Origin of the sequence: Streptomyces sp. NPDC014864 (genome assembly GCF_043081525.1) — a bacterium.
Classification (GTDB): Bacteria; Actinomycetota; Actinomycetes; order Streptomycetales; family Streptomycetaceae; genus Streptomyces.
The window spans coordinates 15305-39195 of sequence record NZ_JBIBWT010000004.1 but is presented as its reverse complement, the minus strand read 5'-3'; the positions used below and the strand labels follow the sequence as shown (position 1 = coordinate 39195).

20 protein-coding genes, 2 tRNA genes and 3 pseudogenes are annotated in these 23891 nt (G+C 69.7%); 10 read left to right on the top strand and 15 right to left on the bottom strand.

Annotated elements, in window-relative coordinates; translation table 11 throughout:
- Nucleotides 1-48: 48 nt before the first annotated feature.
- A complete protein-coding gene (pknB, locus tag ACF1A5_RS08825) occupies nucleotides 49-2055 on the top strand; it encodes a Stk1 family PASTA domain-containing Ser/Thr kinase (RefSeq protein ID WP_392192140.1) in 2007 nt (668 codons plus the stop codon).
- 75 nt (nucleotides 2056-2130) lie between these two features.
- On the opposite strand, the gene ACF1A5_RS08820 is transcribed toward pknB, so the two are convergent.
- From ACF1A5_RS08820 to ACF1A5_RS08795, 6 genes and pseudogenes are all read right to left on the bottom strand, one after another.
- Nucleotides 2131-2904, bottom strand: coding sequence for a class E sortase (locus ACF1A5_RS08820; RefSeq protein ID WP_392192139.1), 774 nt, complete (start codon nucleotides 2902-2904; stop codon nucleotides 2131-2133).
- A gap of 14 nt (nucleotides 2905-2918) precedes the next feature.
- The gene (locus ACF1A5_RS08815) at nucleotides 2919-4157 is read right to left on the bottom strand and encodes a class E sortase (protein ID WP_392192138.1); all 1239 of its coding nucleotides are present in this window, start codon (nucleotides 4155-4157) and stop codon (nucleotides 2919-2921) included.
- The gene (locus ACF1A5_RS08810; RefSeq protein WP_392192137.1) at nucleotides 4154-4792 is read right to left on the bottom strand and encodes an aminodeoxychorismate/anthranilate synthase component II; all 639 of its coding nucleotides are present in this window, start codon (nucleotides 4790-4792) and stop codon (nucleotides 4154-4156) included. Before ACF1A5_RS08810 ends, ACF1A5_RS08815 begins: the two co-directional genes overlap by 4 nt.
- Nucleotides 4789-4950: a hypothetical protein gene (locus ACF1A5_RS08805; RefSeq protein WP_171060312.1), complete on the bottom strand. Its 162-nt coding sequence runs from the start codon at nucleotides 4948-4950 to the stop codon at nucleotides 4789-4791. Before ACF1A5_RS08805 ends, ACF1A5_RS08810 begins: the two co-directional genes overlap by 4 nt.
- A gap of 52 nt (nucleotides 4951-5002) precedes the next feature.
- Nucleotides 5003-5110: pseudogene (locus ACF1A5_RS08800) on the bottom strand (class E sortase); the annotation flags it as partial.
- 65 nt (nucleotides 5111-5175) lie between these two features.
- The gene (locus ACF1A5_RS08795; RefSeq protein WP_392192136.1) at nucleotides 5176-5964 is read right to left on the bottom strand and encodes a DUF881 domain-containing protein; all 789 of its coding nucleotides are present in this window, start codon (nucleotides 5962-5964) and stop codon (nucleotides 5176-5178) included.
- Between the two features lie 141 nt (nucleotides 5965-6105).
- Here ACF1A5_RS08795 and crgA point away from each other — a divergent pair, with 141 nt between their 5' ends.
- Nucleotides 6106-6360, top strand: coding sequence for a cell division protein CrgA (gene crgA / locus ACF1A5_RS08790; protein WP_392192135.1), 255 nt, complete (start codon nucleotides 6106-6108; stop codon nucleotides 6358-6360).
- 268 nt (nucleotides 6361-6628) lie between these two features.
- Here crgA and ACF1A5_RS08785 read toward each other — a convergent pair whose 3' ends face one another.
- Nucleotides 6629-7537 carry a rhomboid family intramembrane serine protease gene (locus ACF1A5_RS08785; RefSeq protein ID WP_392192134.1) on the bottom strand — a complete coding sequence of 303 codons (909 nt, stop codon included), beginning with the start codon at nucleotides 7535-7537 and terminating at the stop codon, nucleotides 6629-6631.
- Between the two features lie 119 nt (nucleotides 7538-7656).
- Complete coding sequence (locus tag ACF1A5_RS08780; RefSeq protein ID WP_392192133.1) at nucleotides 7657-8190, bottom strand: peptidylprolyl isomerase; 534 nt, start codon at nucleotides 8188-8190, stop codon at nucleotides 7657-7659.
- A gap of 426 nt (nucleotides 8191-8616) precedes the next feature.
- On the opposite strand from ACF1A5_RS08780, the gene ACF1A5_RS08775 reads away from it, so the two are divergent.
- Nucleotides 8617-9330: a DUF5324 family protein gene (locus tag ACF1A5_RS08775; RefSeq protein ID WP_392192132.1), complete on the top strand. Its 714-nt coding sequence runs from the start codon at nucleotides 8617-8619 to the stop codon at nucleotides 9328-9330.
- Between the two features lie 83 nt (nucleotides 9331-9413).
- Here ACF1A5_RS08775 and ACF1A5_RS08770 read toward each other — a convergent pair.
- Nucleotides 9414-9486 (bottom strand) — tRNA-Ala (locus ACF1A5_RS08770).
- A 185-nt stretch (nucleotides 9487-9671) separates the two neighbouring features.
- Between ACF1A5_RS08770 and ACF1A5_RS08765 the strand changes: the two genes are divergently transcribed.
- Entirely contained in the window at nucleotides 9672-10220 is a 549-nt protein-coding gene (locus ACF1A5_RS08765; protein ID WP_356181465.1) for a DNA-binding protein, read from the top strand.
- A gap of 173 nt (nucleotides 10221-10393) precedes the next feature.
- Nucleotides 10394-12076: a protein kinase gene (locus tag ACF1A5_RS08760; RefSeq protein WP_392192131.1), complete on the top strand. Its 1683-nt coding sequence runs from the start codon at nucleotides 10394-10396 to the stop codon at nucleotides 12074-12076.
- 24 nt (nucleotides 12077-12100) lie between these two features.
- Here ACF1A5_RS08760 and ACF1A5_RS08755 read toward each other — a convergent pair whose 3' ends face one another.
- Both ACF1A5_RS08755 and ACF1A5_RS08750 read right to left on the bottom strand, forming a co-directional pair.
- A complete protein-coding gene (locus ACF1A5_RS08755) occupies nucleotides 12101-13486 on the bottom strand; it encodes a hypothetical protein (RefSeq protein WP_392192130.1) in 1386 nt (461 codons plus the stop codon).
- Between the two features lie 183 nt (nucleotides 13487-13669).
- Complete coding sequence (locus ACF1A5_RS08750; RefSeq protein ID WP_003999697.1) at nucleotides 13670-13798, bottom strand: DLW-39 family protein; 129 nt, start codon at nucleotides 13796-13798, stop codon at nucleotides 13670-13672.
- A gap of 338 nt (nucleotides 13799-14136) precedes the next feature.
- On the opposite strand from ACF1A5_RS08750, the gene ACF1A5_RS08745 reads away from it, so the two are divergent.
- From ACF1A5_RS08745 to ACF1A5_RS08725, 5 genes and pseudogenes are all read left to right on the top strand, one after another.
- Nucleotides 14137-14499 (top strand): DUF6344 domain-containing protein, encoded by a 363-nt coding sequence (locus ACF1A5_RS08745; RefSeq protein WP_392192129.1) that lies wholly within the window; start codon nucleotides 14137-14139, stop codon nucleotides 14497-14499.
- 1187 nt (nucleotides 14500-15686) lie between these two features.
- Nucleotides 15687-16640, top strand: a pseudogene (locus ACF1A5_RS08740) (replication initiator); the annotation flags it as partial.
- On the top strand, nucleotides 16637-16825 hold the full coding sequence (locus ACF1A5_RS08735; RefSeq protein ID WP_392192128.1) for a helix-turn-helix domain-containing protein: 189 nt from the start codon (nucleotides 16637-16639) through the stop codon (nucleotides 16823-16825). The pseudogene ACF1A5_RS08740 and the gene ACF1A5_RS08735, both read left to right, overlap by 4 nt.
- A pseudogene (locus ACF1A5_RS08730) lies at nucleotides 16759-17121 on the top strand (hypothetical protein); the annotation flags it as partial. The gene ACF1A5_RS08735 and the pseudogene ACF1A5_RS08730, both read left to right, overlap by 67 nt.
- 218 nt (nucleotides 17122-17339) lie before the next feature.
- Nucleotides 17340-17822: a tyrosine-type recombinase/integrase gene (locus tag ACF1A5_RS08725; RefSeq protein ID WP_392192127.1), complete on the top strand. Its 483-nt coding sequence runs from the start codon at nucleotides 17340-17342 to the stop codon at nucleotides 17820-17822.
- Nucleotides 17823-18023: 201 nt separating this feature from the next.
- Here the strand turns inward: ACF1A5_RS08725 and ACF1A5_RS08720 are convergent.
- From ACF1A5_RS08720 to gyrB, 4 genes are all read right to left on the bottom strand, one after another.
- Nucleotides 18024-18100, bottom strand: a tRNA-Ile gene (locus ACF1A5_RS08720).
- A 101-nt stretch (nucleotides 18101-18201) separates the two neighbouring features.
- Nucleotides 18202-18969, bottom strand: a complete 768-nt coding sequence (locus ACF1A5_RS08715; protein ID WP_392192126.1) for a DUF3566 domain-containing protein — start codon at nucleotides 18967-18969, stop codon at nucleotides 18202-18204.
- 18 nt (nucleotides 18970-18987) lie between these two features.
- On the bottom strand, nucleotides 18988-21585 hold the full coding sequence (gene gyrA / locus ACF1A5_RS08710; RefSeq protein ID WP_392192125.1) for a DNA gyrase subunit A: 2598 nt from the start codon (nucleotides 21583-21585) through the stop codon (nucleotides 18988-18990).
- Between the two features lie 42 nt (nucleotides 21586-21627).
- Entirely contained in the window at nucleotides 21628-23688 is a 2061-nt protein-coding gene (gene gyrB, locus ACF1A5_RS08705; protein WP_392192124.1) for a DNA topoisomerase (ATP-hydrolyzing) subunit B, read from the bottom strand.
- Between the last annotated feature and the right edge of the window lie 203 nt (nucleotides 23689-23891).

Sequence of the window (23891 nt, the reverse complement as noted above, 5' to 3'; positions counted from 1 at the left end):
GGCACACGGGTGCCGCTCGGGACCGACGGAGAGGGCTGGTAGGTAGCTATGGAAGAGCCGCGTCGCCTCGGCGGCCGGTACGAACTGGGCCAGGTGCTCGGTCGTGGTGGCATGGCGGAGGTCTACCTCGCGCATGACACCCGCCTCGGCCGCACCGTGGCAGTGAAGACGCTGCGCGCGGACCTCGCGCGCGACCCGTCCTTCCAGGCCCGGTTCCGCCGGGAGGCCCAGTCGGCCGCCTCGCTCAACCATCCCGCGATCGTCGCGGTCTACGACACGGGCGAGGACTACATCGACGGGGTCTCGATCCCGTACATCGTGATGGAGTACGTCGACGGGTCCACCCTCCGTGAGCTCCTGCACAGCGGCCGCAAGCTGCTGCCCGAGCGGGCCATGGAGATGACCATCGGCATCCTCCAGGGTCTGGAGTACGCCCACCGCAGCGGCATCGTCCACCGCGACATCAAGCCGGCGAACGTCATGCTGACGCGCAACGGCCAGGTCAAGGTGATGGACTTCGGCATCGCCCGCGCCATGGGCGACTCCGGCATGACCATGACGCAGACGGCGGCCGTGATCGGCACCGCCCAGTACCTCTCCCCGGAGCAGGCCAAGGGCGAGCAGGTCGACGCCCGCTCGGACCTGTATTCGACGGGCTGCCTGCTCTACGAGCTGCTGACGGTCCGCCCGCCCTTCGTCGGCGACTCCCCGGTCGCGGTGGCCTACCAGCACGTCCGCGAGGAGCCGCAGGCGCCCAGCGTCTTCGACCCCGAGATCACGTCCGAGATGGACGCGATCGTGCTGAAGGCTCTGGTCAAGGACCCTGACTACCGCTACCAGTCCGCCGACGAGATGCGCGCCGACATCGAGGCCTGCCTCGACGGCCAGCCGGTCGCCGCCACGGCCGCGCTGGGCGCGGTCGGCTACGGCGGCTACGGCGACGACCAGGCGACGACGGCCCTGCGCTCGGACGCCGGAGCCGGCGCCACGACGATGCTGCCGCCGATGAGCCCGGACGACGGCGGCTTCGGCTACGACGACCGTCCCGACCGGCGCCGCCAGAAGAAGTCCAACACCTCGACGATCCTGCTGGTCGTCGCGGGCGTCCTGGTCCTGATCGGCGCCATCCTGATCGGCAAGTGGGCCTTCAGCGGCGGCAACGCCGGCGACGGCACCCTCAAGGCACCGAACTTCGTCGGTCAGAGCCTCGACGACGCCAAGCGGATGGCCGAGAACTCCGACCTGAAGCTGGCCCCGCCCACCCGGAAGCCCTGCGAGGAACAGCCGAAGGGCAACGTCTGCTCCCAGGACCCGACACCCGGCACCGACGTCAAGAAGGGCGACACCATCAACCTGGTGGTGTCGACCGGGGCGCCGAAGGTGGCCGTCCCCAGCGTGATCGGCCTCAGCCTCGACGAGGCCAAGTCGAAGCTGGAGGGCGACGACTACAAGTTCAACGTCGTCACCAAGTACCGGGAGTCGAGCGAGGACCCGAACAGCGTCCTGGAGCAGGACCCGGTGAACGGCAAGGAAGTCCAGAAGGGCACGACGATCACCCTCGTCGTCGCCAAGGCGGCCGAGAAGAGCACCGTGCCGGACGTCACCGGCCAGGCCTGCGACGCCGCCAAGCAGCAGATGCAGGCCAGCAACCTGACCGGCAACTGCACGGAGGTGGAGACCAACGACCCCAACCAGGTCGGCAAGGTCATCCAGACTTCTCCGGCGGCCGGGGCACAGGTCGACAAGGGCTCGACGGTGACCATGCAGATCGGCAAGCAGGCGCCGCCACAGAAGGTGCAGGTGCCGAGCGTCGTCGGTCAGACGGTGGGACAGGCCAAGCAGACCCTGGCGGCAGCCGGCTTCACCCAGATCCAGTTCGCGGGCGGCAGTGACCAGAGCGACGCGGCCCTCGTGGTCAAGCAGGATCCCAAGGGGAACCAGCAGGTCGACAACCCCGGTGCCACGGTGATCACCCTCACCACCTTCGGGGCCGGAGGCGACAACGGCGGCAACAACGGAGGCGGTGGAGGCGGCCCGGGAGGCATCTTCGGGTGATCCTGGCGCCCCGTCCCTGACGACCGGAGCCCCTGGCCACTCAGTGAGTGGCCAGGGGCTCCGTCGTGTCGTCGCTCAGCTCAGTTCCTTCGGGGGGGTGCGCCGGGAGTCGACCTTGTCCACCCGGACCAGTTGGCCCCAGACCACGTACCGGAATCGGGACGTGTAGACCGGAGTGCAGGTGGTCAGGGTGATGTAGTGGCCGGGCCTGGTCACGCCCGACTCCTTCGGGACCGGCGACAGGACCTCGACGTTGTACTTCGAGGTCTCCGGGAGGATGTCGTAGACCTTGTAGACGTACCACTTGTCCCTGGTCTCGAAGACGATCGCGTCGCCCTTGCGCATCTTGTCGATGTTGTGGAACTTCGCGCCGTGGCCGTCGCGGTGGGCGGCAAGGGTGAAGTTGCCCGTCCTGCCGGTCGTCGGGAGGGTCGCCTTGACGGGGTCCGCGTAGTAGCCGGCCACGCCTTCGTTCAGGACCTCCGTCGACGTGCCCTTCATGACCAGGACCTCGCCGTTGTTCATCGACGGCACGTGCAGGAAGCCGATGCCGTCCTTGGTGTCGAGCGCGCCGGGGGCGCCGGAGCCGGAGTGGGCCCACTCGTCACGGATCCGGTGGCCCTGCTGATCGGCCTGGCGGTCGGCGAGGACGTTCGTCCACCACAGCGAGTAGACGACGAACAGGCCGAGGACCAGGCCCACCGTGATGAGGAGTTCGCCGAAGACGCTGACCGCGAAGGCCAGCCGGCCGGGGCGCCGGCGAGGCGGTGCGGAGCCGGCGCCGTACGCGTCACCGTGTCCTTCGCCGCCGTGGGTGTGCTCTGCCGTGCCGTCCGTGGTCGCTGCCACTGTTCATCTGCCCTTTAACTGACGAGCGCATCCGGCTTGCCCTTGCTGCGCGGCCGTTCCTCGACCATCTTGCCCCAGACGATCAACCGGTACTTGCTGGTGAACTCCGGCGTGCAGGTGGTGAGGGTGATGTAGCGGCCGGGTCCGGTGAAACCCGACCCCCTGGGAACGGGGTCCAGCACGCCCGTGTTGCTCGGCGGGGTCACCGGCAGCATCGACGCCATCTTGTAGACGAAGTACGTGTCCTGGGTCTCCACGACGATCGCGTCGCCCGGCGTGAGCCGGTTGATGTACCGGAACGGCTCGCCGTGCGTGTTCCGGTGGCCCGCGAGCCCGAAGTTGCCCGTCCTCGCGTCCGGCATCGCCGTGTTGAGATCGCCCTCGCCGTAGTGCCCGACCATGCCCTTGTCGAGCACCTTCTCCTTGCTGGTGCCCTCGGCGATCGGCACCACCACGTCCAGCCTGGGGATGTGCAGGATGGCGAAGCCCTGCCCCGGCTCGAACGTGCCCGGGTTGCGCCTGCCGCTCGCCCAGTCGTCCTGGAGATGGTGCGCCTCGCTGCCCGCCTGGGCGTGGGCGCGGATGTTGGTCCACCACAGCTGGTAGGTCACGAAGAGCAGCATCACCACACCCGTGGTGATGAACGCCTCGCCGACGATCCGGCTGGCGAGGACGCCCGGGCCGGGCTTCTGCGCCCGCGCCCGGCGCCGGGCCTCCACACGGGACAGCGGTGCGGACGGGCCGCCTGCCGCGCTGTCGCCCTCCGCGGCCGTCCCGGCCGCCCCGGCCGAGCCGCCGTGCCGCCCGTGACGGCCTTTGGCAGCCTTCCTGCGGGCCGCGCGCCCGCCCGGAGTGGTTCCTGCCACCGGTGTGACGGACGAGGCCCGAGAGGCCGCCCCACGCCCCGCACGATGCGCGTCCGCCGGCGACGGCTCGGGCACCAGCAGCGCCATCGTCTCCTGGTCACTCAAAGGCGCCACCGGAGGCGGGCCCTGGGGCGGCGGAGCCGCGTAAGGGCGTGGGGCCTCGTAGGGCGGGGCCCCGTAGGGCTGCTGCGGCTGCGCATACGTCTGCTGCTGCGGGTCGTACGGCTGCGGCTCCCCGTACGGCTGCTGCTGCCTGTCCTGCGCCGCCGGGGAGCCGTACCACTCCTGCGCCGCGGAGCCGTACCACTCCTCGAACGCGCCCGGCTCCCCGTACGGCTGCTGCCCGTACGAGGTGTCGGTCTCGCGCTCGGGGCGCAGCGCGGTCACGCCGTGGCCCTGCCCACCACCGGGGCAAGCCCCGCCGACCTCGCCACGGCACCCTGGTCGCCGCACTCCACCAGCCAGTTGGCCAGCATCCGGTGCCCGTGTTCGGTGAGCACCGACTCGGGATGGAACTGCACACCCTCGACGGGGAGTTCACGGTGGCGCAGGCCCATGATGATGCCGTCCTGGGTGCGCGCGGTGACCTCCAGCTCGCCCGGCACGGTGTCCGGCTCGGCCGCCAGCGAGTGGTAGCGGGTCGCCGTGAAGGGCGAGGGCAGTCCCGCGAAGACGCCCCTGCCCTCGTGCTCCACCAGCGAGGTCTTGCCGTGCAGCAGCTCGGGCGCCCGGTCCACGACACCGCCGTAGGCCACCTGCATCGACTGCATGCCCAGGCAGACGCCGAAGACCGGCACCCCGGTGGCGGCGCAGTGGCGCACCATGTCGACGCAGACGCCGGCCTCCTCGGGCGTGCCGGGGCCGGGCGACAGCAGCACGCCGTCGAAGCCGTCCTGGGCGTGCGCCGTCGACACCTCGTCGTTGCGCAGCACCTCGCACTCGGCGCCCAGCTGGTAGAGGTACTGGACCAGGTTGAAGACGAAGCTGTCGTAGTTGTCGACGACGAGAATCCGCGCACTCACTGGTTGTCCACCGTCACATCGTTGAAGGGAAGCAGCGGTTCGGCCCACGGGAAGACGTACTGGAACAGGACGTAGACGACGGCCAGGACCAGCACCAGTGAGATCAGTGCCCTGACCCACGCGTTCCCCGGCAGATGCCGCCAGATCCAGCCGTACATGCCGTCCCTTCCGTCTCGCCACGGCACCGGACGAGCGCCGTGGGTCACCAGACTAACGGCGCGGCGCCTCCGGTTTCCCGGCCTCCACAGGCTGGGCGGGGTACCCGGACTTACGTGGCACCGGGTCGATCACCTCAACGTCCGGGGGCACGGTTTCGTATCGGTCTCCCGAGCCTCTTCTTCAGGGTGCCGGTGTCCGGGTCCCCGCGCACCGGCGGCTGCTGATTACGGCGCCTGCTCCGTGGGCTTCGCGTAGTGCAGGTCCACTGTGCCCGAGTAGCCGGGGAGCGTCACCGTCCCGTTCTCGGTGACTTTCCAGCCGAGGCCGTAGACGTTGACGTAGACCATGTAGTTCTGGATGGCCGGGGAGTCCGCGAGCGCCTTCTGCAGCCGGTCCGGGTCGCCGACCGCCGTGATGCGGTACGGCGGCGAGTAGACGCGGCCCTGGAGGATCAGCGTGTTGCCCACACAGCGCACGGCGCTGGTGGAGATCAGCCGCTGGTCCATGACCTTGATGCCCTTGGCGCCGCCGTCCCACAGCGCGTTGACGACGGCCTGCAGGTCCTGCTGGTGGATGACCAGGTAGTCCGGCTGGGGCTCGGGGTAGCCCGGCAGCTTGGCGGTGGCGTTCGGCGGTGCGTCATTGAGGGTGACGGTGATCGCCCTGCCCTTGACGGGCTGGGTACCGGCGTTCTTCTCCAGCCGCGTGAGCTTCTCGTCCTGGGCCGTGCTCCTGCCGTCGTCCCGTTCCGCGAGGGACTCCACGTCGTGGCGCAGGGCCGCGTTGGACTCGTCCAGCCCCTTGTTCTTGCGGCTGCGCTCCTGGATGAGGTCGGACAGCTTCAGCAGGGAGGTGTCCGTGCGCAGGTTGGTGCCCTTGGCCGTGTTGAAGCTCGTGACGAAGATCAGTCCCGCCAGGGCGAAGACGGCCGCGGTGAGGATCCGCACCGGCCGCACACGGCGGGTGCGCCCGGGACTGGATTCCGTCCCCGGGGAGTCGGCAGAATTGCTCAACGTACCCTTATCTCCTTCGGCGCCGCGGAAGCACTACGCTAACGGACGCCCGGGGGAGCCCCCAGAGTCCCCTTGTACGCTGCTCCGGAGCCAGTTCAGTTCCCTGCGCGGCCACGCAGCGCATCGACAGGAGAGACCCTCGTGCCGAAGTCACGTATCCGCAAGAAGGCCGACTACACGCCGCCGCCGGCGAAGCAGGCGACGAGCCTCAAGCTGGAGAGCCGCGGCTGGGTCGCGCCCGTCATGCTGGCCATGTTCCTCATCGGTCTGGCCTGGATCGTCGTCTTCTACGTGACCGACGGCTCGCTGCCCATCGACGCCCTGGACAACTGGAACATCGTGGTGGGCTTCGGCTTCATCGCCGCCGGTTTCGGCGTCTCCACGCAGTGGAAGTAGGCGCGGCCTCCCGGTGAATCCAGCTCTCCCCAGGGCTATCCGCTGAGTTATCCACAGGCTGGATCAATATCCACAGCTCCTGGGGAAAAGGCAGCTGATCTGTGGATAACCCGTCTGCCGTTGACGCCGGTAGGACTGTCGGACTGGCACCCCGGGAGCTCTTCGCCCCCTGTCTGACCTGCACGAACTCATGCGGGCGGCAGGGGGCGCACCTGTGCCCGCACCCTATGCACAAGATCCGACACCCGCTGTGGACAACGGTTCGGTATCAACCGAGCTGGACCGTCCTGACCAGCGTCATCACCAGGACGACCGCGAGCACCAGCGCACAGGTGCCGTACTGCACCAGGGCCCGCCGCTCCCGCGGGGCGTGCACCATCGCATAGCCGATCACCACACCGGCGACGAGCCCGCCGATGTGCGCCTGCCAGGCGATGCCGCCCCAGCCGAAGGTGATGATCAGGTTGATCACCAGCAGCGCGATGATCGGCCGCATGTCGTAGTTGAGCCGGCGCATCAGGACGGCGGTCGCGCCGAAGAGGCCGAAGATGGCGCCGGAGGCACCGAGCGACCCCTGGTACGGCGAGGCCAGCAGATACGTCAGCGCACCTCCCGCCAGCCCCGAGACGAAGTAGAGCGCGAGGTAGCGCGCCCGGCCCAGAGCCGCCTCCAGGGGGCCGCCGAGCCACCACAGGCTGAGCATGTTGAAGGCGATGTGCCACTCCGCCTGGTGCGAGAACATCGAGGTCACCAGGCGGTACCACTCACCGTGGGCGACTCCTGTGGTGACGGTGGACGGCGGCGGGGGCCACGCGCCGACGAGGACCAGTTGGTCCACGAGCGAGGAGTCGACCTTGATCGCGACGAACACCGCGATGTTGATCCCCATGAGGATCTTGGTGACCAGCCGGGGATCGGAGGCCATGCTCCCGCCCGCCAGGGTCCGGGGCCGGCTCGCGGACGGGGCGTGGCCCGTGCCGGAGCCGGTGCGGACGCAGTCCGGACACTGGAAGCCCACGGAGGCGTCGACCATGCACTCGGGGCAGATCGGCCGCTCGCAACGGGTGCAGCGGATGCCGGTCTCGCGGTCCGGGTGGCGGTAGCAGGTGGGCAGGCGCTGAGCGTCCTGCGGGCCCTGGTCCGTCGGGCCCTGCGGGCTGCCTGGTGCCTGATCCATGGGGTCCCCTCGGCTTCGTCGTGGGCAGTGCGTCGCGGCCCGTCGCGGCAACGCGCCGCCCCGCTCATCCTTACGGACGAGCGGGGCGATTGGTTCCCAGCCCGGGACGGCGCGCAGGTTCAGCCCTCGCGCGTCTCCACGACGACCGTCTCGATGACGACGTCCTCGACGGGGCGGTCGGTGCGCGGGTTGGTCTGCGCGGCCGCGATGGCGTCGACCACCTTCTGGCTCGCCGTGTCGGTGACCTCGCCGAAGATGGTGTGCTTGCGGTTCAGCCAGGCCGTCGGGGAGACCGTGATGAAGAACTGGGAGCCGTTGGTGCCGGGGCCTGCGTTGGCCATCGCCAGCAGGTACGGCCGGTCGAAGGACAGGTCCGGGTGGAACTCGTCCGCGAACTGGTAGCCGGGGCCGCCGGTGCCGTTGCCCAGCGGGTCACCGCCCTGGATCATGAAACCGCTGATCACTCGGTGGAAGACGGTGCCGTCGTAGAGCTTCGCCGTGGTCTTCTCACCGGTGGCGGGGTGCGTCCACTCCCGCTCGCCCGTGGCGAGCTCGACGAAGTTCCGGACCGTCTTGGGGGCATGGTTCGGCAGGAGCCGGACGTCGATGTCCCCGTGGTTGGTCTTCAGGGTGGCGTGGAGGTGCTCTGCCACGAGGTGCCTTCCGTTGGCTGGGTTGTGCTCCCAGATCCTCGCACGGTCCGCGCCGTGCGTGGCCCGGCGACCGCTTCCGGGCACCGATCTGCCGGATCCGCTTGCGAAAACCTCGCCGTTCGTCCCGAAGAGGGGAGCGCGAGTCGGCAATCCGTGGCATTGTCGGCCTCAAGCTCGTGTTGCCCCGTATTCGTCCGTTATCGCATGTGATCGTCTCTCGGGTGGGCCCACCGGCACGGCGGGCCCACCGGCACGGCGGGCCCACCGGCACGGCGGGCACGCCGGAACGGAGGAGCCGTACGGCAACCGGAGCCGTCGCCCGTGACCCGGATGCCCGTCCGCGCATGCCCTCGGGCGTGTCGACAGGCATGATCCGTAAAAGGGTGGAAAGTCGAATTACCGTACGCCACCGAGGAGGAGGAACCCGTGACCCGCATCGACAGCGTGCGCGCCGCGACCGGCTCGGCGAAGGACAGCGTGCTGCACGCCGCGGAAGTGGTGGCGCCCTACGCCGACACGGCCAAGGACAGGGCCGCACACTACGCACACGAGGCCCGCGTACGGCTCGCGCCCAAGGTGTCGCTCGCCGCAGACCAGGCCCGCGTCCAGTACGACGCCCATGTCGCACCCCGGCTGGAGCAGGCTCGCGCCCATGTCCCGCCCAAGATGGACCGGGCCGCCCATGAGGCGGCGGCCCGCACCCGCAAGGCCGCACGGCAGGCCGCCGAGTACTCCCGGCCGAGGATCGAGCAGGCGGTGGCGGCGGCCCAGCCCGTCGCCGACGAGGCCGCCGCCCGCGGTGCCGCCGCGGCGGGCGCCGCGCTGGCCGCGATGCGCGGCCAGCTCTCTGCCAAAGAGCTCCAGAAGATCGCCCGCAAGCACAACCGGCGGGCGCGGGCCGGCCGCACCGCGAAGACGCTTCTGGTCCTGAGCGCGCTCGCGGGCGGCGCCTTCGCCGCCTGGAAGTGGTGGGACAAGCAGGCCAACCCGGACTGGCTGGTGGAGCCGCCCGCGGCGACCGAGGTCCCCGAGACGGGCCGACTGGCCTCGGTCGACGGCAGCGGCCAGTCCGTACTGGACCCGGAGGTCCAGGCCAAGGAGGCCGAGGAGGAGGGGGCGGACCGCGACGAGCGCGGCTGACCTCCCTCCCCGCCCAGGATGACGAAAGCCCCTCCGCCCGGTTCCTGCGCCGGTCGGAGGGGCTTTTCGTGGAGTGCGGGGAGTGGAGCCTAGGGGAGTCGAACCCCTGACATCTGCCATGCAAAGACAGCGCTCTACCAACTGAGCTAAGGCCCCTGGAACAGAGCATCCGGCCGGAAGAACCGCGTACCGGTCGGGTGCCGCAGACCAGAGTACCGGTTCACCCCCCACATCTCGCAAAAAGATGGGGGGTCCCCGTGACCGACCACTCTCCGTAAGATGCACTCCGCGCGGTTCGCTACAGCGAACCGCGGTCCTAGGGGAAGCGATGGGGAGACGCCATGGACGCCGCACAGCAGGAAGCCACCGCAAGAGCGCGGGAACTGCAGCGGAACTGGTACGGGGAGCCCTTGGGGGCACTGTTCCGCAAGCTCATAGAGGACCTCGGGCTCAACCAGGCCCGTCTTGCGGGGGTACTGGGACTGTCCGCGCCGATGCTGTCGCAGCTGATGAGCGGGCAGCGCGCGAAGATCGGCAACCCGGCGGTGGTGCAGCGGGTGCAGCTCCTGCAGGAGCTGGCCGGGCAGGTCGCGGACGGCAGCGTCAGCGCGGCCGAGGCGACCGAGCGCATGGACGAGATCAAGCGGTCGCAGGGGGGATCGGTGCTCAGCAACACCACGCAGTCGACGAACAGTTCCGGGGCGCCCACGGTCAAGCGGGTGGTCCGGGAGATCCAGTCGCTGCTCCGGTCCGTCGCCGCCGCCGGTGACATCATCGAGGCTGCGGACACGCTCGCCGGCACGCACCCCGAGCTGGCCGAGTTCCTCCGCGTCTACGGCGCGGGCCGCACCTCCGACGCGGTCGCGCACTACCAGTCCCACCAGAGCTGACACCTCACCGCCCGTCCGGCGCGGGGGAGTTGGACAGCCTGCCGAACGCGTGCGGGAGTCCGCGGACTTGGAGTGGTGTAACGCTCGTCCCACTCGTCGCGGCGCGGGAGTCGTGCCGCCCACCGCGGGGGAAGCCAGGGGCGTGACCGCAGGGGGAGGAGCGACGCACAGCCATGGGTGAGGTCTTCGCCGGCCGGTACGAACTGGTCGACCCGATCGGACGCGGCGGGGTGGGCGCGGTGTGGCGCGCCTGGGACCACCGCCGCCGCCGGTACGTGGCCGCCAAGGTCCTGCAGCAGCGCGACGCCCACTCGCTGCTGCGCTTCGTCCGGGAACAGGCGCTGCGGATCGACCATCCCCATGTGCTCGCGCCGGCCAGCTGGGCGGCGGACGACGACAAGGTCCTGTTCACCATGGACCTGGTGGCCGGGGGATCACTGGTCCATCTCGTCGGGGACTACGGCCCGTTGCCCCCGGTGTTCGTCTGCACCCTGCTCGACCAGTTGCTGTCGGGGCTGGCCGCGGTGCACGCGGAGGACGTCGTCCACCGTGACATCAAGCCCGCCAACGTGCTGCTGGAGGCCACCGGGACCGGCCGGCCCAGGCTGCGCCTGTCGGACTTCGGCATCGCCATGCGTCTGGGGGAACCGCGGCTGACGGAGACCAACCTCGTGGTGGGCACGCCGGGTTATCTCGCGCCCGAGCAGTTGATGGGCGCGGAGCCGGACTTCCCCGCCGACCTGTTCGCGGTCGGCCTGGTCGCCCTCTATCTGCTGGAGGGCGCCAAGCCGGACGCCAAGGCGCTCGTGGAGTACTTCGCGGAGCACGGGACACCGCGGGCGCCCCAGGGCGTTCCGGAGCCGTTGTGGCAGGTCGTGGCGACACTGGTGCAGCCGGACCCGGCGGCCCGGTTCCGTACGGCCACGGGGGCGCGCAAGGCGCTCGCGGCGGCGGCCGAGCTGCTGCCGGAGCCGGGTCCCGACGACGAGCTGATCGAGATCTTCGACCAACTCGGTCCGATCCCGCCGGGCTTCGGGCCCGACGGTCCGCTCGAACGCAGTCCGGGAGTGGCCCTTGTCCACGCGCGGGAGACGGGCACGGGGGCGCGGACCGGGGGCTTCGGGGGGTCTGAGGGCTTTCGAGACGCGGGAAGGTCTGGAGGCTCTGGGGGCTTTGAGGGCTCTGGGATCTCTGGAGGCTCCGGAGGCTCTGGAGGCTTCAGTGACGGCGTGGGCGGTACCGGCCGCACGGGCGCCCCGGCTCGGCCGGCCACCGCCAACGGCGCCGTGTCCGCTTCCTCGGATCCCTCGCACCCCCCTGTTCCCTCCGCTTCCGCCACCCCCTCCAGCAGCTCTGCCGGTTCCGTGGACTCCCCCGTTCCTCCTCCCCCGTCCGCCGGTCTCCACGGCAGCGCGCCGGTGCCCGAGCGGCCCTCCACGATGTCGGACACGGGCAGCTTCCACCTGCCGCCGCCGGAGCCCACGCCCCCGCCGTCCCCGTCGATCGCCGCCCGGGAACGCCGCGTCCAGCCGCCGCCCGCGCGCCCTGTCTCCCCCCACGACCGCTCCCGTGCGCCGGCCTCCCCCCGGCCGGACGCGCCCCGGCACCCGGCGGGGCCGACCGTTCCGTCGGCGTGGCAGCGCGCCGACGCGTCCACCGCTTCGTACACGGCCGCTTCGTACACGGCCGAGGCCCCACCGGCTCCCGTACCGGCTCCCACCGCGGCACGGCAGACCTCGCGGCACCGGGCCGAGCGTCCCCGCCGCCCGGGGCCGCCCGCGAAGGCGGCCATCCCTCTCCTGCTCCTCGCGCTGGCCTGCTACGCCGTGGGCTTCTGGGCGCTGTCCCGCATGTGAGCCGCGCGCGGCGAGCGCCGGCCCCTACCAGGCCCCCGCCCTGCGCCGGACGACAAGGGTCCAGACACCGAGCACGACCAGCAGAAGGGTCCCCGTGCCGATTCCGCCCACGGCGAGCGCACGCAGCTCCGGGGAGCCGCCCGCCGTCCCGGCGGGGGTGGCCGCGTCACGGTCGCGGTCGGTGACCTCGAAGAGGCTCCGGGGGGTCGCGGAGCCGTCGTATCCCGGTCCGGACCGGGCGGCGCCGTCGGTGCGGACGCGGAGGATCACGCCGAAGGGGCCGTCGCCGAACTGTTCGGCGGTCTGCGCGGCGAGGTGCACCACCAGGTAGTAGGAGCCTGCGAACCGCATGGCCTTCACCTGGTCCGCGAAGCCGTAGCGGTTGGGGTAGGCGACGGGCGGGAGGGGAGCCAGCGCGGCCGACGCCTGTCTGCCGGTGTAGCCGTCGGCCGCCTCGGCGACGTATCCGCGCACGGGGTTGTAGAGCGACAGGGACAGCGCGCCGATCACATAGCCGCTGCCACTGCTCGAACTGCCCAGCTCCGCGGTGGCGTTCAGCTGCTGTCCCCAGTCGACCGGCACCTTGTAGAAGAGCGTCTGGCCGGGGCGGATCCGGTCCCGCCAGCTTCCCGGCCCGACCGTGCTCGCCCCGGCGAACCCCGCGCCGCCCGCCCGGTCCACCGCCTGGCCGGTGACGGGCGCGGGCGAGGCCGAGTCCCACACGTCGGGCGCCCTGGTCGCGCCGGTCCGCTTCAGGGGCGGCTCGGACGCGGCGAAGAGCTCCAGGGGCCAGGTGTCCGGGGAGGACTCCGTGTCGTCGATGCGTTCGACGACGACGTAGTAGGTGCCGGCTCCCTGGCACAGCACGTTGCGGGGGCCCGTCTCGCGCGCTCCCCACGCGGCGATGGGGTGCGGGCTGCGGCTTCCGCCGAAGCGGGTGGACTGGAGGGAGCAGGAGTCGCTGTCGGCGTCCTGCACCGAGACCCGCAGGCCGTCGGTGGCGGCGACGGCGGTGCCCGCGCGGGGGACGGCGGTGACGGAGACGTAGGCGGTCGACGTGGCGTCGAGATCGAGGCGGTAGTAGAGCTTGCCGTTCTTCGGCAGGGAGCTGCGGTACGTGTGGCCGGGTTCGAGGGGATCGGCGTCCGTGCTGGTCGTGGCGCCGGTGACGGACCGGGACCCGTCGGCGTACGCGTACGGACCCGCCCCGTCGGCCGCGACCGCGGTCGGGACCGGTACGGCGGCCGCCAGGGCCAGCACCGCCCCCGCGAGGGCAGCGCGTACGACGGCGTACCCGGTGTACGACCGGCGGCGACCGCCGCGGCCGCGCCCCGTCCTCGACCGCTGACCCGTCCCCGTACGCCACACCATGCCGCGCCACCCCTCCCCGCCGCTCAGGACGTCGCCCATCCTGCCCCGAGCACCGTTGCGCCATCCGCGCATTCCGTACGAGCGTCCGAAACGCCCGGCTCGCCCGACGCTCCGCCCCCTGCGCTACCCCAGGCGTCGCGCCCCCGCAACACGAGACCCCGCCCAACACAAAACCCCGACCGCTACGGCGGTCGGGGTCTGCTCGGTACCGGGTGTCAGTGCTCAGGAACCCGTGGGCACGGAGTCGGTCGCCTCCGTCCACAGATCCTGCTCGGCGCGATCCGCCTGGATCTGGCGGTACACGAGGAGCCCGCCGATGGCGGCCAGTGCGACCAGGAGAAGCTTCTTCACCGCGCGACCTCGTCTTTCCTTGACGTAGGGGACCTCTGGCGCCCGACTATACACACCGACCGATATCGATCGGTGACCTGCGTCCGCCGTCAACTGCCGTGCGCGGACTCCCAGTAGGAGCGGACACCACCGCTCCGGCCGCAGAGTGATCACACCCGCACGGACGGTCACTTTTGGCCACCCTCGCCCCGCCTCTGCATGTTTTCTGCACTCTTGCGTCCATCCGAGTGGTGTTCATCCGAAGATCGACGCGCCACGGGCGTCGGTCCACCACTTCGCGAGCCACATACACATCATGAGGAAAGTACGCAAATCGCCCGACCTGAAAGTGAGGGGCCATGGACCAGAACAAGCTCATGAAGCTGTGGACCACCATCGTCACCGCCTTCCTCGCGCTGTGCACGGCGCTGGGAGTCGTCACCACGACCGCCACCACGACCGCGGCCGCCGCTCCGCAGTCACGACCGAAGACGGCGCCCGAGAGCACCGCCCGGGTCCCGGCGCAGACGACACCCCACCGGTCCCGGATCCATGCCAGGTCCTTGCCCCCCACGATGAAGCAGCGCATCCGCGCCGAGGCCCACGGCAAGACACCCACCTGCCGCCACCGCTCGCCCGGCGACGCGCAGTCCCTCGCCACGGACCCGCTGTGCGCCTCCGACGCCCCGCCGGTCAAACCGACCATCCCCCTGCAACGCTGACAGAGCCGGCCCGGGGCTCCCCGATGCCACTCCCGCATCCATGACGTCACGGCGAGACTTGCGTACCGCACCACGCGTCAGCCTCGAAGATCCCCGGTCACCCCGACCGGGGACCTTCGCCATGTACCCCTCTGCCACCCACGTGCCGCCCACGCAGACCTGGCCACCGCTGACACCAGCCATCCCCCAGGCCGGCAATGAACCCCAACCATCCCACCGGCCCCGCCCCAGCCACCGCTTCAGCTGCCGCGCCCGGTCCCCTCCCGGGCGTCCGGTCCCGCGCGGGCCTACGTCGATCCTGGACGTCAAAAACCCCCGATCCTGATGGACCGGGGGTCTTCTCGCTGGTGGGGCTAACAGGATTTGAACCTGTGGCCTCATCCTTATCAGGTCGATCACGGGCTAGCTGTCGTACAGGCAGTGCCAGGTGCCCCGGAAGCTCAGCGGTCGCCTTGGATCACAGAGATTCAGCTCCGTTCGCCGCTGTTGGTGTCAGTCGCTGATGTCACATCCCGGCTGGCCGCTTGGCACATCATCGCTGCTGGTGGCCAGCCCTTACAGCTTGAAGAACAGATACATCAACGCAAAGCTGGCGACTCCGACACCGACGCATATGACGGCATTCCTGACCGCATGCGGCCCATCCCGTTCCGGAGTGCCCCATATCTCGGCGGACGCAAAGAAGAAGGCAAGCACTCCGACCACGGAGAAACTGCCCCCGATGAGCCAGAACAAGAAACGCATCATGGTGTCCCCCCACCGATTCAGGCAGGGAGAGGCTACAAGGTCAACATAGTTTCCGCTGCCCAGTCGGCCAGCCTTGATCCCGCCGCCCAGCCCATTACCCGCCCCAGCTCCCATCCCGTACGCCGTCGACCCACACACCGTGGAGCGGGCGTGGTTCATGGCGTCCAGGTGGAGCGCGCCACTGTACGAACGACCTGGACGCCATGGGCCGCGTCTGCTCGGCTCTGCCTGGGTCGATGGTGTGCGGGATGGGAGCCCCCAGCATCCGCCACGATGGACCCGCGGGCGGCGACGGCGCCCCCTCCATCCCGGTGCCGGCCGATCCCTCGCCGGAGGCACTGTCCTGACCGTGGTCGCGCTCGCGGTGCTCGGCTCATGGAGCCGTAGTTCTGCTGCGGCCCCAGGGGGCCGGCCCCTGCGCCGAAGGCGTGTGGGGGCCGGGCTCCAGGGGCCAGGAGGACGTGCCCGAGCTGGGCACGCCGATCGACCCGGAGTCGTATGACTACGCGGGCGCGGTGCTGTGGAACAACCACGCCTCCGACCTGTGGCGCTACTTCACGATCTACCTGCGCCGCGAGATCGCCAAGCGGGCCGGACTCACCCAGAAGGCCGCCCGCGAGCAGCCCCGGGTCTCCTTCGGCAAGGTCGCCGAGTACCAGAAACGCGGGGCCGTCCACTTCCATGCCGTAATCCGTTTCGACGGTCCCGAGGGACCCGACAGCCCGCCCCCGGCCTGGGCGACGGGTGGCCTCCTCGACGGTGCGATCCGGGCCGCTGCCGCCCGTGTCGCAGTCGACGTGCCCCCGGCCGGGGACCAGCCCGCCCGCACCCTCCGGTGGGGCGAGCAGATCGACGTACGCCCAATCCGGGCCTTCGGGGACGGTGCCGAGATCACCGAACAGGCCGTCGCCTCCTACGTCGCCAAGTACGCCACCAAGGCCGCCGAGACCACCGGCACCGTAGACCGCCGCATCGGCAACACGGAGGCCCTGGCCCTCCTCGACGTGCCCGAGCACCCGGCCCGGCTCATCGCCGCCTGCCTCGACCTCCACCCGCTCTACCCGGACCGCAAGTTACGCGGCTGGGCACACATGCTCGGCTTCCGCGGCCACTTCTCCACCAAGTCCCGCCGCTACTCCACCACCCTCGGCGCACTCCGCCAGGTCCGCGGCGACTACCGCGCCGCCCAGCAACGCTCCGCCCTCGGCCTGCCCGACCCCGACGACGAGGAAGCAACCACGCTCACCCTCGCCCACTGGGCCTACGCCGGCCACGGCCACACCCCCGGCGAATCCTGGCTCGCCGCCAACATCCGCCGCGACATCCAGCACAACCGCGAGATCGCCCGCGAAGAGCTAAACGCCTTGCACGCCCTGGAAGGAGCCGACGCATGACCACTGCCGCCCCTGTCCTGCTGACCGTGCCCGAGGTCATGGCGCGACTGAAGGTGGGCCGGACCAAGGTCTACGACCTGATCCGTACGCACCGCCTCATGTCCGTCAAGGTCGACGGATGCCGGCGCATCCCGGACCAGGCGGTGCACGACTTCATCACTGCTCAGATCGGAGAGGCTGCCTGATGGCGAAGCGTCGGCCCAATGGCGGCGGCACGATCACCAAGCGGTCCGATGGTCGCTACCAGGGCGCCGCGTACGTGACCGACACGGACGGCAACCGGGTACGCAAGTACGTGTACGGCCGGACCTGGGACGAAGCCAACGAGAAGCTCGGCAAGCTCCAGGACCAGGAGCGCAACGGCATCCCGGTGCCGTCCCGGTCCTGGACGCTCGGCGAGTGGATGACCTACATCGTCGCTCCGGAGCGCGAGCACAACACGTACGCCAAGTACGAGTCCAAGGTGCGGCTCTACCTGATGCCTCACCTCGGGAAGAAGTCCCTGGTGAAGCTCACCCCGGCTCAGATCCGCGCCTTCATGGCCGTGCTGGCGCGGGAGAGGGTCGGTGCCTCCGCCCGCTTCGAGGTGCTCCGCGTCCTCCGCAACGCTCTCAACCGGGCCCTCCGCGAGGAGCTGGTCACGCGCAACGTCGCCCTCCTGGTCGACATGCCCAAGGTGACCAAGGACAAGGGCACGGCGTGGAGCGCTCGGGAAGCGATCCGTTCCTTCGCTCGGCCCGCGCTCACCGCCTCTACGCGGCCTGCGTCCTCGTCCTGGTCCTCGGCCTCCGCCGCAGCGAGGTGCTCGGCCTGCGCTGGCAGGACATCGACTTCGAGGCCGGCCACTTCACCCCGGTCAAGCAGGTACAGCGGGTCAAGGGCGTGGGACTGGTCCTCAAGGACCTCAAGACGGAGTCTTCACAAGCCGTGCTCCCGCTCCCGGAGTTCTGCGCTCACGTCCTGGAGGAGCGCAAAGAGCTCCAAGAGCTGGAACGGAAGATCGCCGGTGAGCACTGGGCACAGGAGCCGGACCATGACCTGATCTTCTCCTCCGCGCACGGCGGCATGATCGACCCGATGGGCTTCTCCCGCACCTTCGACCGGCTCGTCAAGCGCGCCGGCGTCCGCCGGATCACCGTCCGGCTCGCCCGGCACACCTGCGGCACCTGCTCGCCTTCCTGAAGGTCCACCCTAAGGTCGCCCAGGCGATCCTTCGCCACAGCCAGATCAGCATGACCATGGACGTCTACACGCACGTGGTTGGCGAGAGTGAGCGGGAAGCGGTCGGCATGCTGGCCGAGCTTCTGGAAGATCCACTCATCGGCTGATTTCAGCCGTAGATGTCAAGAACCCCCAGCCGTTGAGACTGGGGGTTCTTTTCGCTGGTGGGGCTAACAGGATTTGAACCTGTGGCCTCATCCTTATCAGGGATGCGCTCTAACCAACTGAGCTATAGCCCCGCCGCGCTCTGCGGTGAGTGTCCCGCGCGCTGACTCCTGAAGATTAGCGCACGACGGGGGCAGTCCCAAAATCGGTTCTCCCGGGTCGGAGCCCGGGTACGTCACTCGTCCTCGGCCAGCGTCAGCTCGATGCCGCCGACGAAGCCGGCGGACAGGTTGTAGATGAACGCGCCGAGGGTCGCCAGGGCCGTGGCGAGGACGACGTCGATGGCCGCGATGATCGACGCGAACATCAGAACGTTCGGGAGGGACAGGAAGGACTGCAGGTCGAAGCCGTTCGACTCGTTGGAGCCGGTCGCCTCCGAGATGGTCCCGCCGACCGTGGAGAACACGCCCATCGCGTCCATGACCATCCACAGCACGGCCGCGGCGACGACCGTGCAGATGCCGAGCGCGATGGAGAGCAGGAAGCTGACCTTCATCACCGACCACGGGTCGGCCTTGGCCACGCGCAGCCGTGCCTTGCGGGTGCGCGGCATGGTGCGGGCGCCCGTGCGCGGCCGGCGCACCGCGCCGGTGGACGCCGGAGCCGACGGATAGGCCTGCGGCGGGTGGTACGGGCCCGCGGGCTGCTGCGGCTGCCGTTCCCCCGGGAGCGGGGAGGCCGGGCGCTCCTGGGCGGCCGCCTGGGACGGAGGAGCGGTCTGCTGACCGGCCGCGGGCTGGGCCTGCGGGCCTCGGGTGTCGGTCACCGTTCTCCCCTGGGATGCGTGGGTGTGGGACGCGTGCGCCTCGGTCGCGGGCGACTTGATCGCTTTCAGGTTGGTCGTGTGCGAGTCCGTCGTCTGCGCGGCGGAGCCACGGCCGCCGCCGTCCGTTTCCCTGCCGGGGGAATTACCGGCCGATCCGGCGCCCGTGGCTCCGCTCACGATGACTCACTCCTCGTGCTACTCGTCCGAGGGCGCCTCACCCTCGTCCGTACCGAGGATCGCGACGTCGTCCTCGGCGGTCTCGTCCACGGCCACGTCGCCGTCGACTTCCTCCGCCTCGCGTCCCGCCTCGGCGTTGCGAGCGATGCCGACCACGGCATCGCGCTTGCCCAGGTTGATCAGTTGGACGCCCATGGTGTCACGGCCCGTCTCCCTGATCTCATTGACCCGCGTACGAATCACACCGCCCGAGAGCGTGATCGCGAGGATCTCGTCGTTCTCCTCGACAATCAGCGCCCCCACGAGCGATCCGCGATCCTCGACGATCTTGGCGGCCTTGATGCCCAGGCCGCCGCGGCCCTGGACGCGGTACTCGTCGACGCGGGTCCGCTTCGCGTACCCGCCGTCGGTGGCAGTGAACACGAACGTACCGGGTCGAACAACATTCATCGAGAGCAGCTCGTCCCCCTCGCGGAAACTCATGCCCTTGACGCCCGAGGTGGCACGGCCCATGGGGCGCAATGTGTCGTCGGATGCGGTGAACCTGATCGACTGCGCCTTCCTGCTGACCAGCAGCAGATCGTCATCGGCCGAGACGAGTTCGGCTCCGATCAGTTCGTCGTCGGAACCGTCCTGCCGCTCCCGCAGGTTGATGGCGATGACACCACCGGAGCGCGGCGAGTCGTAGTCCTTCAGCGGGGTCTTCTTGACCAGGCCGGCCTTGGTGGCGAGCACCAGGTAGGGCGCCGCGTCGTAGTCGCGGATCGCGAGGATCTCGGCGATCGCCTCGTCCGGCTGGAAGGCCAGCAGGTTCGCCACGTGCTGCCCGCGCGCGTCCCGGCCGGCGTCCGGAAGCTCGTAGGCCTTGGCCCGGTAGACCCGGCCCTTGTTGGTGAAGAACAGCAGCCAGTGGTGCGTGGTGGAGACGAAGAAGTGGTCGACGATGTCGTCTTCCTTCAGCTTCGTGCCGCGCACGCCCTTGCCGCCGCGCTTCTGGGCCCGGTAGTCGTCGGTCTTGGTCCGCTTGACGTAGCCGCCGCGGGTGACCGTGACGACGATGTCCTCCTCGGCGATCAGGTCCTCGATGGACATGTCGCCCTCGTACGGGATCAGCTTCGTCTGGCGGTCGTCGCCGTACTTCTCGACGATCGCGGTCAGCTCCGCGCTGACGATCCCGCGCTGACGGACCGGCGAGGCGAGGATCTCGTTGTACTCGTTGATCTTCGCCTGGAGTTCGTCGTGCTCCTGGACGATCTTCCGGCGCTCCAGGGCGGCCAGCCGGCGCAGCTGCATCTCGAGGATGGCGTTGGCCTGGATCTCGTCGATCTCCAAGAGGCTCATCAGGCCCCCGCGCGCGATCTCGACGGTCTCGCTGCGCCGGATCAGCGCGATGACCTCGTCGATGGCGTCCAGGGCCTTCAGCAGACCGCGCAGAATGTGGGCGCGCTCCTCGGCCTTGCGCAGCCGGAAGCGGGTCCGGCGCACGATGACCTCGATCTGGTGCGTCACCCAGTGGCGGATGAACGCGTCCAGGGACAGGGTGCGCGGCACGCCGTCGACCAGCGCCAGCATGTTGGCGCCGAAGTTGGTCTGCAGGTCGGTGTGCTTGTAGAGGTTGTTCAGCACGACCTTGGCGACCGCGTCGCGCTTGAGGACGATGACCAGGCGCTGGCCCGTGCGGGACGACGTCTCGTCGCGGACGTCCGCGATGCCGCCGATCTTGCCGTCCTTCACCAGGTCGGCGATCTTCTGCGCGAGGTTGTCGGGGTTGACCTGGTAGGGCAGCTCCGTGACCACCAGGCACTGGCGGTTCTGGATCTCCTCGACCTCGACGACCGCCCGCATGGTGATGGAGCCGCGGCCGGTGCGGTACGCCTCCTCGATGCCCTTGCGGCCCACCACGAGGGCGCCGGTCGGGAAGTCGGGGCCCTTGATGCGCTCCATGAGCGCGTCCAGCAGCTCCTCGTGCGACGCCTCGGGGTTCTCCAGGTACCACTGGGCGCCAGCCGCGACCTCGCGCAGGTTGTGCGGCGGGATGTTGGTCGCCATACCGACCGCGATACCGGCCGAGCCGTTGATCAGCAGGTTCGGGAAGCGGGCCGGCAGGACGGTCGGCTCCTGGGAGCGGCCGTCGTAGTTGTCCGTGAAGTCGACGGTCTCCTCGTCGATGTCACGGACCATCTCCATGGACAGCGGCGCCATCTTGCACTCGGTGTAGCGCATGGCCGCCGCCGGGTCGTTGCCCGGGGAGCCGAAGTTGCCGTTGGAGTCCACCAGCGGCATCCGCATCGACCACGGCTGGGCGAGGCGCACCAGGGCGTCGTAGATCGAGGAGTCGCCGTGCGGGTGGTAGTTGCCCATGACGTCGCCGACCACACGGGCGCACTTGTAGAAGCCGCGCTCGGGGCGGTAGCCGCCGTCGTACATGGCGTACAGGACGCGGCGGTGGACGGGCTTGAGACCGTCGCGGACGTCGGGCAGCGCACGGGACACGATGACGGACATCGCGTAGTCGAGGTACGAGCGCTGCATCTCCGTCTCGAGCCCGACGGGCTCGACGCGCATCGCGAGTTCGCCGCCCTCTTCAGGGGTGACAGGAGTGTTCTCGTCGGCCATTGCTGGTGAGGATCCTTCCTGGTGCGGTCAGCTGAGACCGACTCAGATGTCGAGGAAGCGGACGTCCTTGGCGTTGCGCTGGATGAACTGGCGGCGGGCCTCGACGTCCTCGCCCATCAGGACCGAGAACAGGTCGTCGGCCTGGGCGGCGTCGTCGAGGGTGACCTGGCCGAGAACCCGGTGCTCCTGGTCCATGGTGGTCACACGCAGCTCCTCGGCGTTCATCTCGCCGAGGCCCTTGAAGCGCTGGATCGAGTCCTCCCGGATCCGCTTGCCGCGCTGGCGGCCCATCTCGATCAGCGCGTCGCGCTCGCGGTCCGAGTAGGCGTACTCGATGTCGTCCCGGCCCCACTTGATCTTGTACAGCGGGGGGCGGGAGAGGTACACGTGCCCGGCCTCGACCAGCGGCCGCATGAAGCGGAACAGGAAGGTCAGCAGCAGGGTGCTGATGTGCTGGCCGTCGACGTCGGCGTCCGCCATCAGGATGATCTTGTGATAGCGGAGCTTCTCGATGTCGAAGTCCTCGTGCACGCCCGTGCCGAAGGCGGAGATCAGCGCCTGGATCTCCTGGTTCTGCAGGATCTTGTCGAGCCGGGCCTTCTCGACGTTGAGGATCTTGCCGCGGATCGGGAGGATCGCCTGGTACTCCGGGTTGCGGCCGGACTTGGCCGAGCCTCCGGCGGAGTCGCCCTCGACGATGAAGATCTCGCACTTGGTCGGGTCGTTGGACTGGCAGTCCGACAGCTTGCCCGGCAGGGACGCCGACTCCAGCAGGCCCTTGCGGCGGGTGAGGTCGCGGGCCTTGCGGGCCGCCACGCGCGCGGTGGCCGCCTGGATGCCCTTGCGGATGATGTCCGCGGCCTCGACCGGGTTGCGGTCCAGCCAGTCGTTGAGGTGCTCGTAGACCGCCCGCTGCACGAAGGTCTTCGCCTCCGTGTTGCCCAGCTTGGTCTTGGTCTGGCCCTCGAACTGCGGCTCGCTCAGCTTGACCGAGATGATCGCGGTCAGACCCTCGCGGATGTCGTCACCGGTGAGGTTGTCGTCCTTCTCGCGCAGCAGCTTCTTGTCGCGCGCGTACTTGTTGATCAGCGAGGTCAGGGCCGCACGGAAGCCCTCCTCGTGCGTGCCGCCCTCGTGGGTGTGGATGATGTTGGCGAAGGAGTACACACCCTCGCTGTAGCCGCTGTTCCACTGGAGCGCGACCTCGAGGGAGAGGTTCTTGTCCTTGTCCTCGGCCTCCAGGTCGATCACCGTCGGGTGCACGACCTCTCCCTTGCGGGAGTTGAGGTACTTCACGAAGTCGACGATGCCGCCCTCGTAGTGGTACGTGACGGACTTGACCTCGTCCTTCACGTCCGCGCCGGCCTCGTCCGCCCCGGTGGTGGCCTTCGCCGACTCGCGCTCGTCGGTGAGCCGGATCGTCAGGCCCTTGTTGAGGAACGCCATCTCCTGGAAGCGCCGCGACAGCGTCTCGAAGGAGTAGTCGGTGGTCTCGAAGATCTCCGGGTCGGCCCAGAAGGTGACCGAGGTACCGGTCTCCACGATCTCCTCGTGCCTGGCCAGCGGCGCCGTCGGGACGCCCATCTTGTAGTCCTGCGTCCAGCGGTACCCGTCGGTCCTGACCTCGACGGACACCTTGGTCGACAGGGCGTTCACGACGGAGACGCCGACACCGTGCAGACCGCCGGAGACGGCGTACCCGCCGCCGCCGAACTTGCCGCCGGCGTGCAGCACGGTCAGCACGACCTCGACGGCCGGCTTGCCCTCGGAGGGCACGATGCCCACCGGGATGCCGCGGCCGTTGTCGACGACCCGTACACCGCCGTCGGCGAGGATCGTCACGTCGATCGTGTCCGCGTGCCCGGCCAGCGCCTCGTCGACGGAGTTGTCGACGACCTCCTGCACCAGGTGGTGCAGGCCGCGCTCACCGGTGGAGCCGATGTACATACCGGGTCGCTTGCGGACCGCGTCCAGCCCCTCGAGGACGGTGATCGCGGTGGCGTCGTACGAGGAGGCCGTGACCTCGCCGTTCGAGGAGGCGGCCTCGTTCACGCCGGCGTCGGTGGACGGGATGTTCTCGTTGGGGTTGCCGGAATCGGCCACGAAGCGCCCTTTCTGGCACAGCACGAGCCGGGCTCGTCGGCGGGTTGCCGGAGCGGCTGCGGCATGTTGCGTTGGTCAGCCTTGATCAGCGTTGCTCAGCTTTTCCCGGACGGTCCCCACGTTTGGGGCGGGATTGCCTTCCAGTCTACCGGTAGCGCCGACAGTGATGGGGGTTTGCCGGTACCTGAGCCCGCATGTGGCGC

Coding starts and splice junctions, on each gene's coding strand:
- ACF1A5_RS08735 (WP_392192128.1), top strand. CDS start 16,637: ATGACCACTGCCGCCCCTGTCCTGCTGACCGTGCCCGAGGTCATGGCG.
- ACF1A5_RS08765 (WP_356181465.1), top strand. CDS start 9,672: ATGGACGCCGCACAGCAGGAAGCCACCGCAAGAGCGCGGGAACTGCAG.
- pknB (WP_392192140.1), top strand. CDS start 49: ATGGAAGAGCCGCGTCGCCTCGGCGGCCGGTACGAACTGGGCCAGGTG.
- ACF1A5_RS08755 (WP_392192130.1), bottom strand. CDS start 13,486: ATGGGCGACGTCCTGAGCGGCGGGGAGGGGTGGCGCGGCATGGTGTGG.
- ACF1A5_RS08745 (WP_392192129.1), top strand. CDS start 14,137: ATGGACCAGAACAAGCTCATGAAGCTGTGGACCACCATCGTCACCGCC.
- gyrA (WP_392192125.1), bottom strand. CDS start 21,585: ATGGCCGACGAGAACACTCCTGTCACCCCTGAAGAGGGCGGCGAACTC.
- ACF1A5_RS08760 (WP_392192131.1), top strand. CDS start 10,394: ATGGGTGAGGTCTTCGCCGGCCGGTACGAACTGGTCGACCCGATCGGA.
- ACF1A5_RS08805 (WP_171060312.1), bottom strand. CDS start 4,950: ATGTACGGCTGGATCTGGCGGCATCTGCCGGGGAACGCGTGGGTCAGG.
- ACF1A5_RS08785 (WP_392192134.1), bottom strand. CDS start 7,537: ATGGATCAGGCACCAGGCAGCCCGCAGGGCCCGACGGACCAGGGCCCG.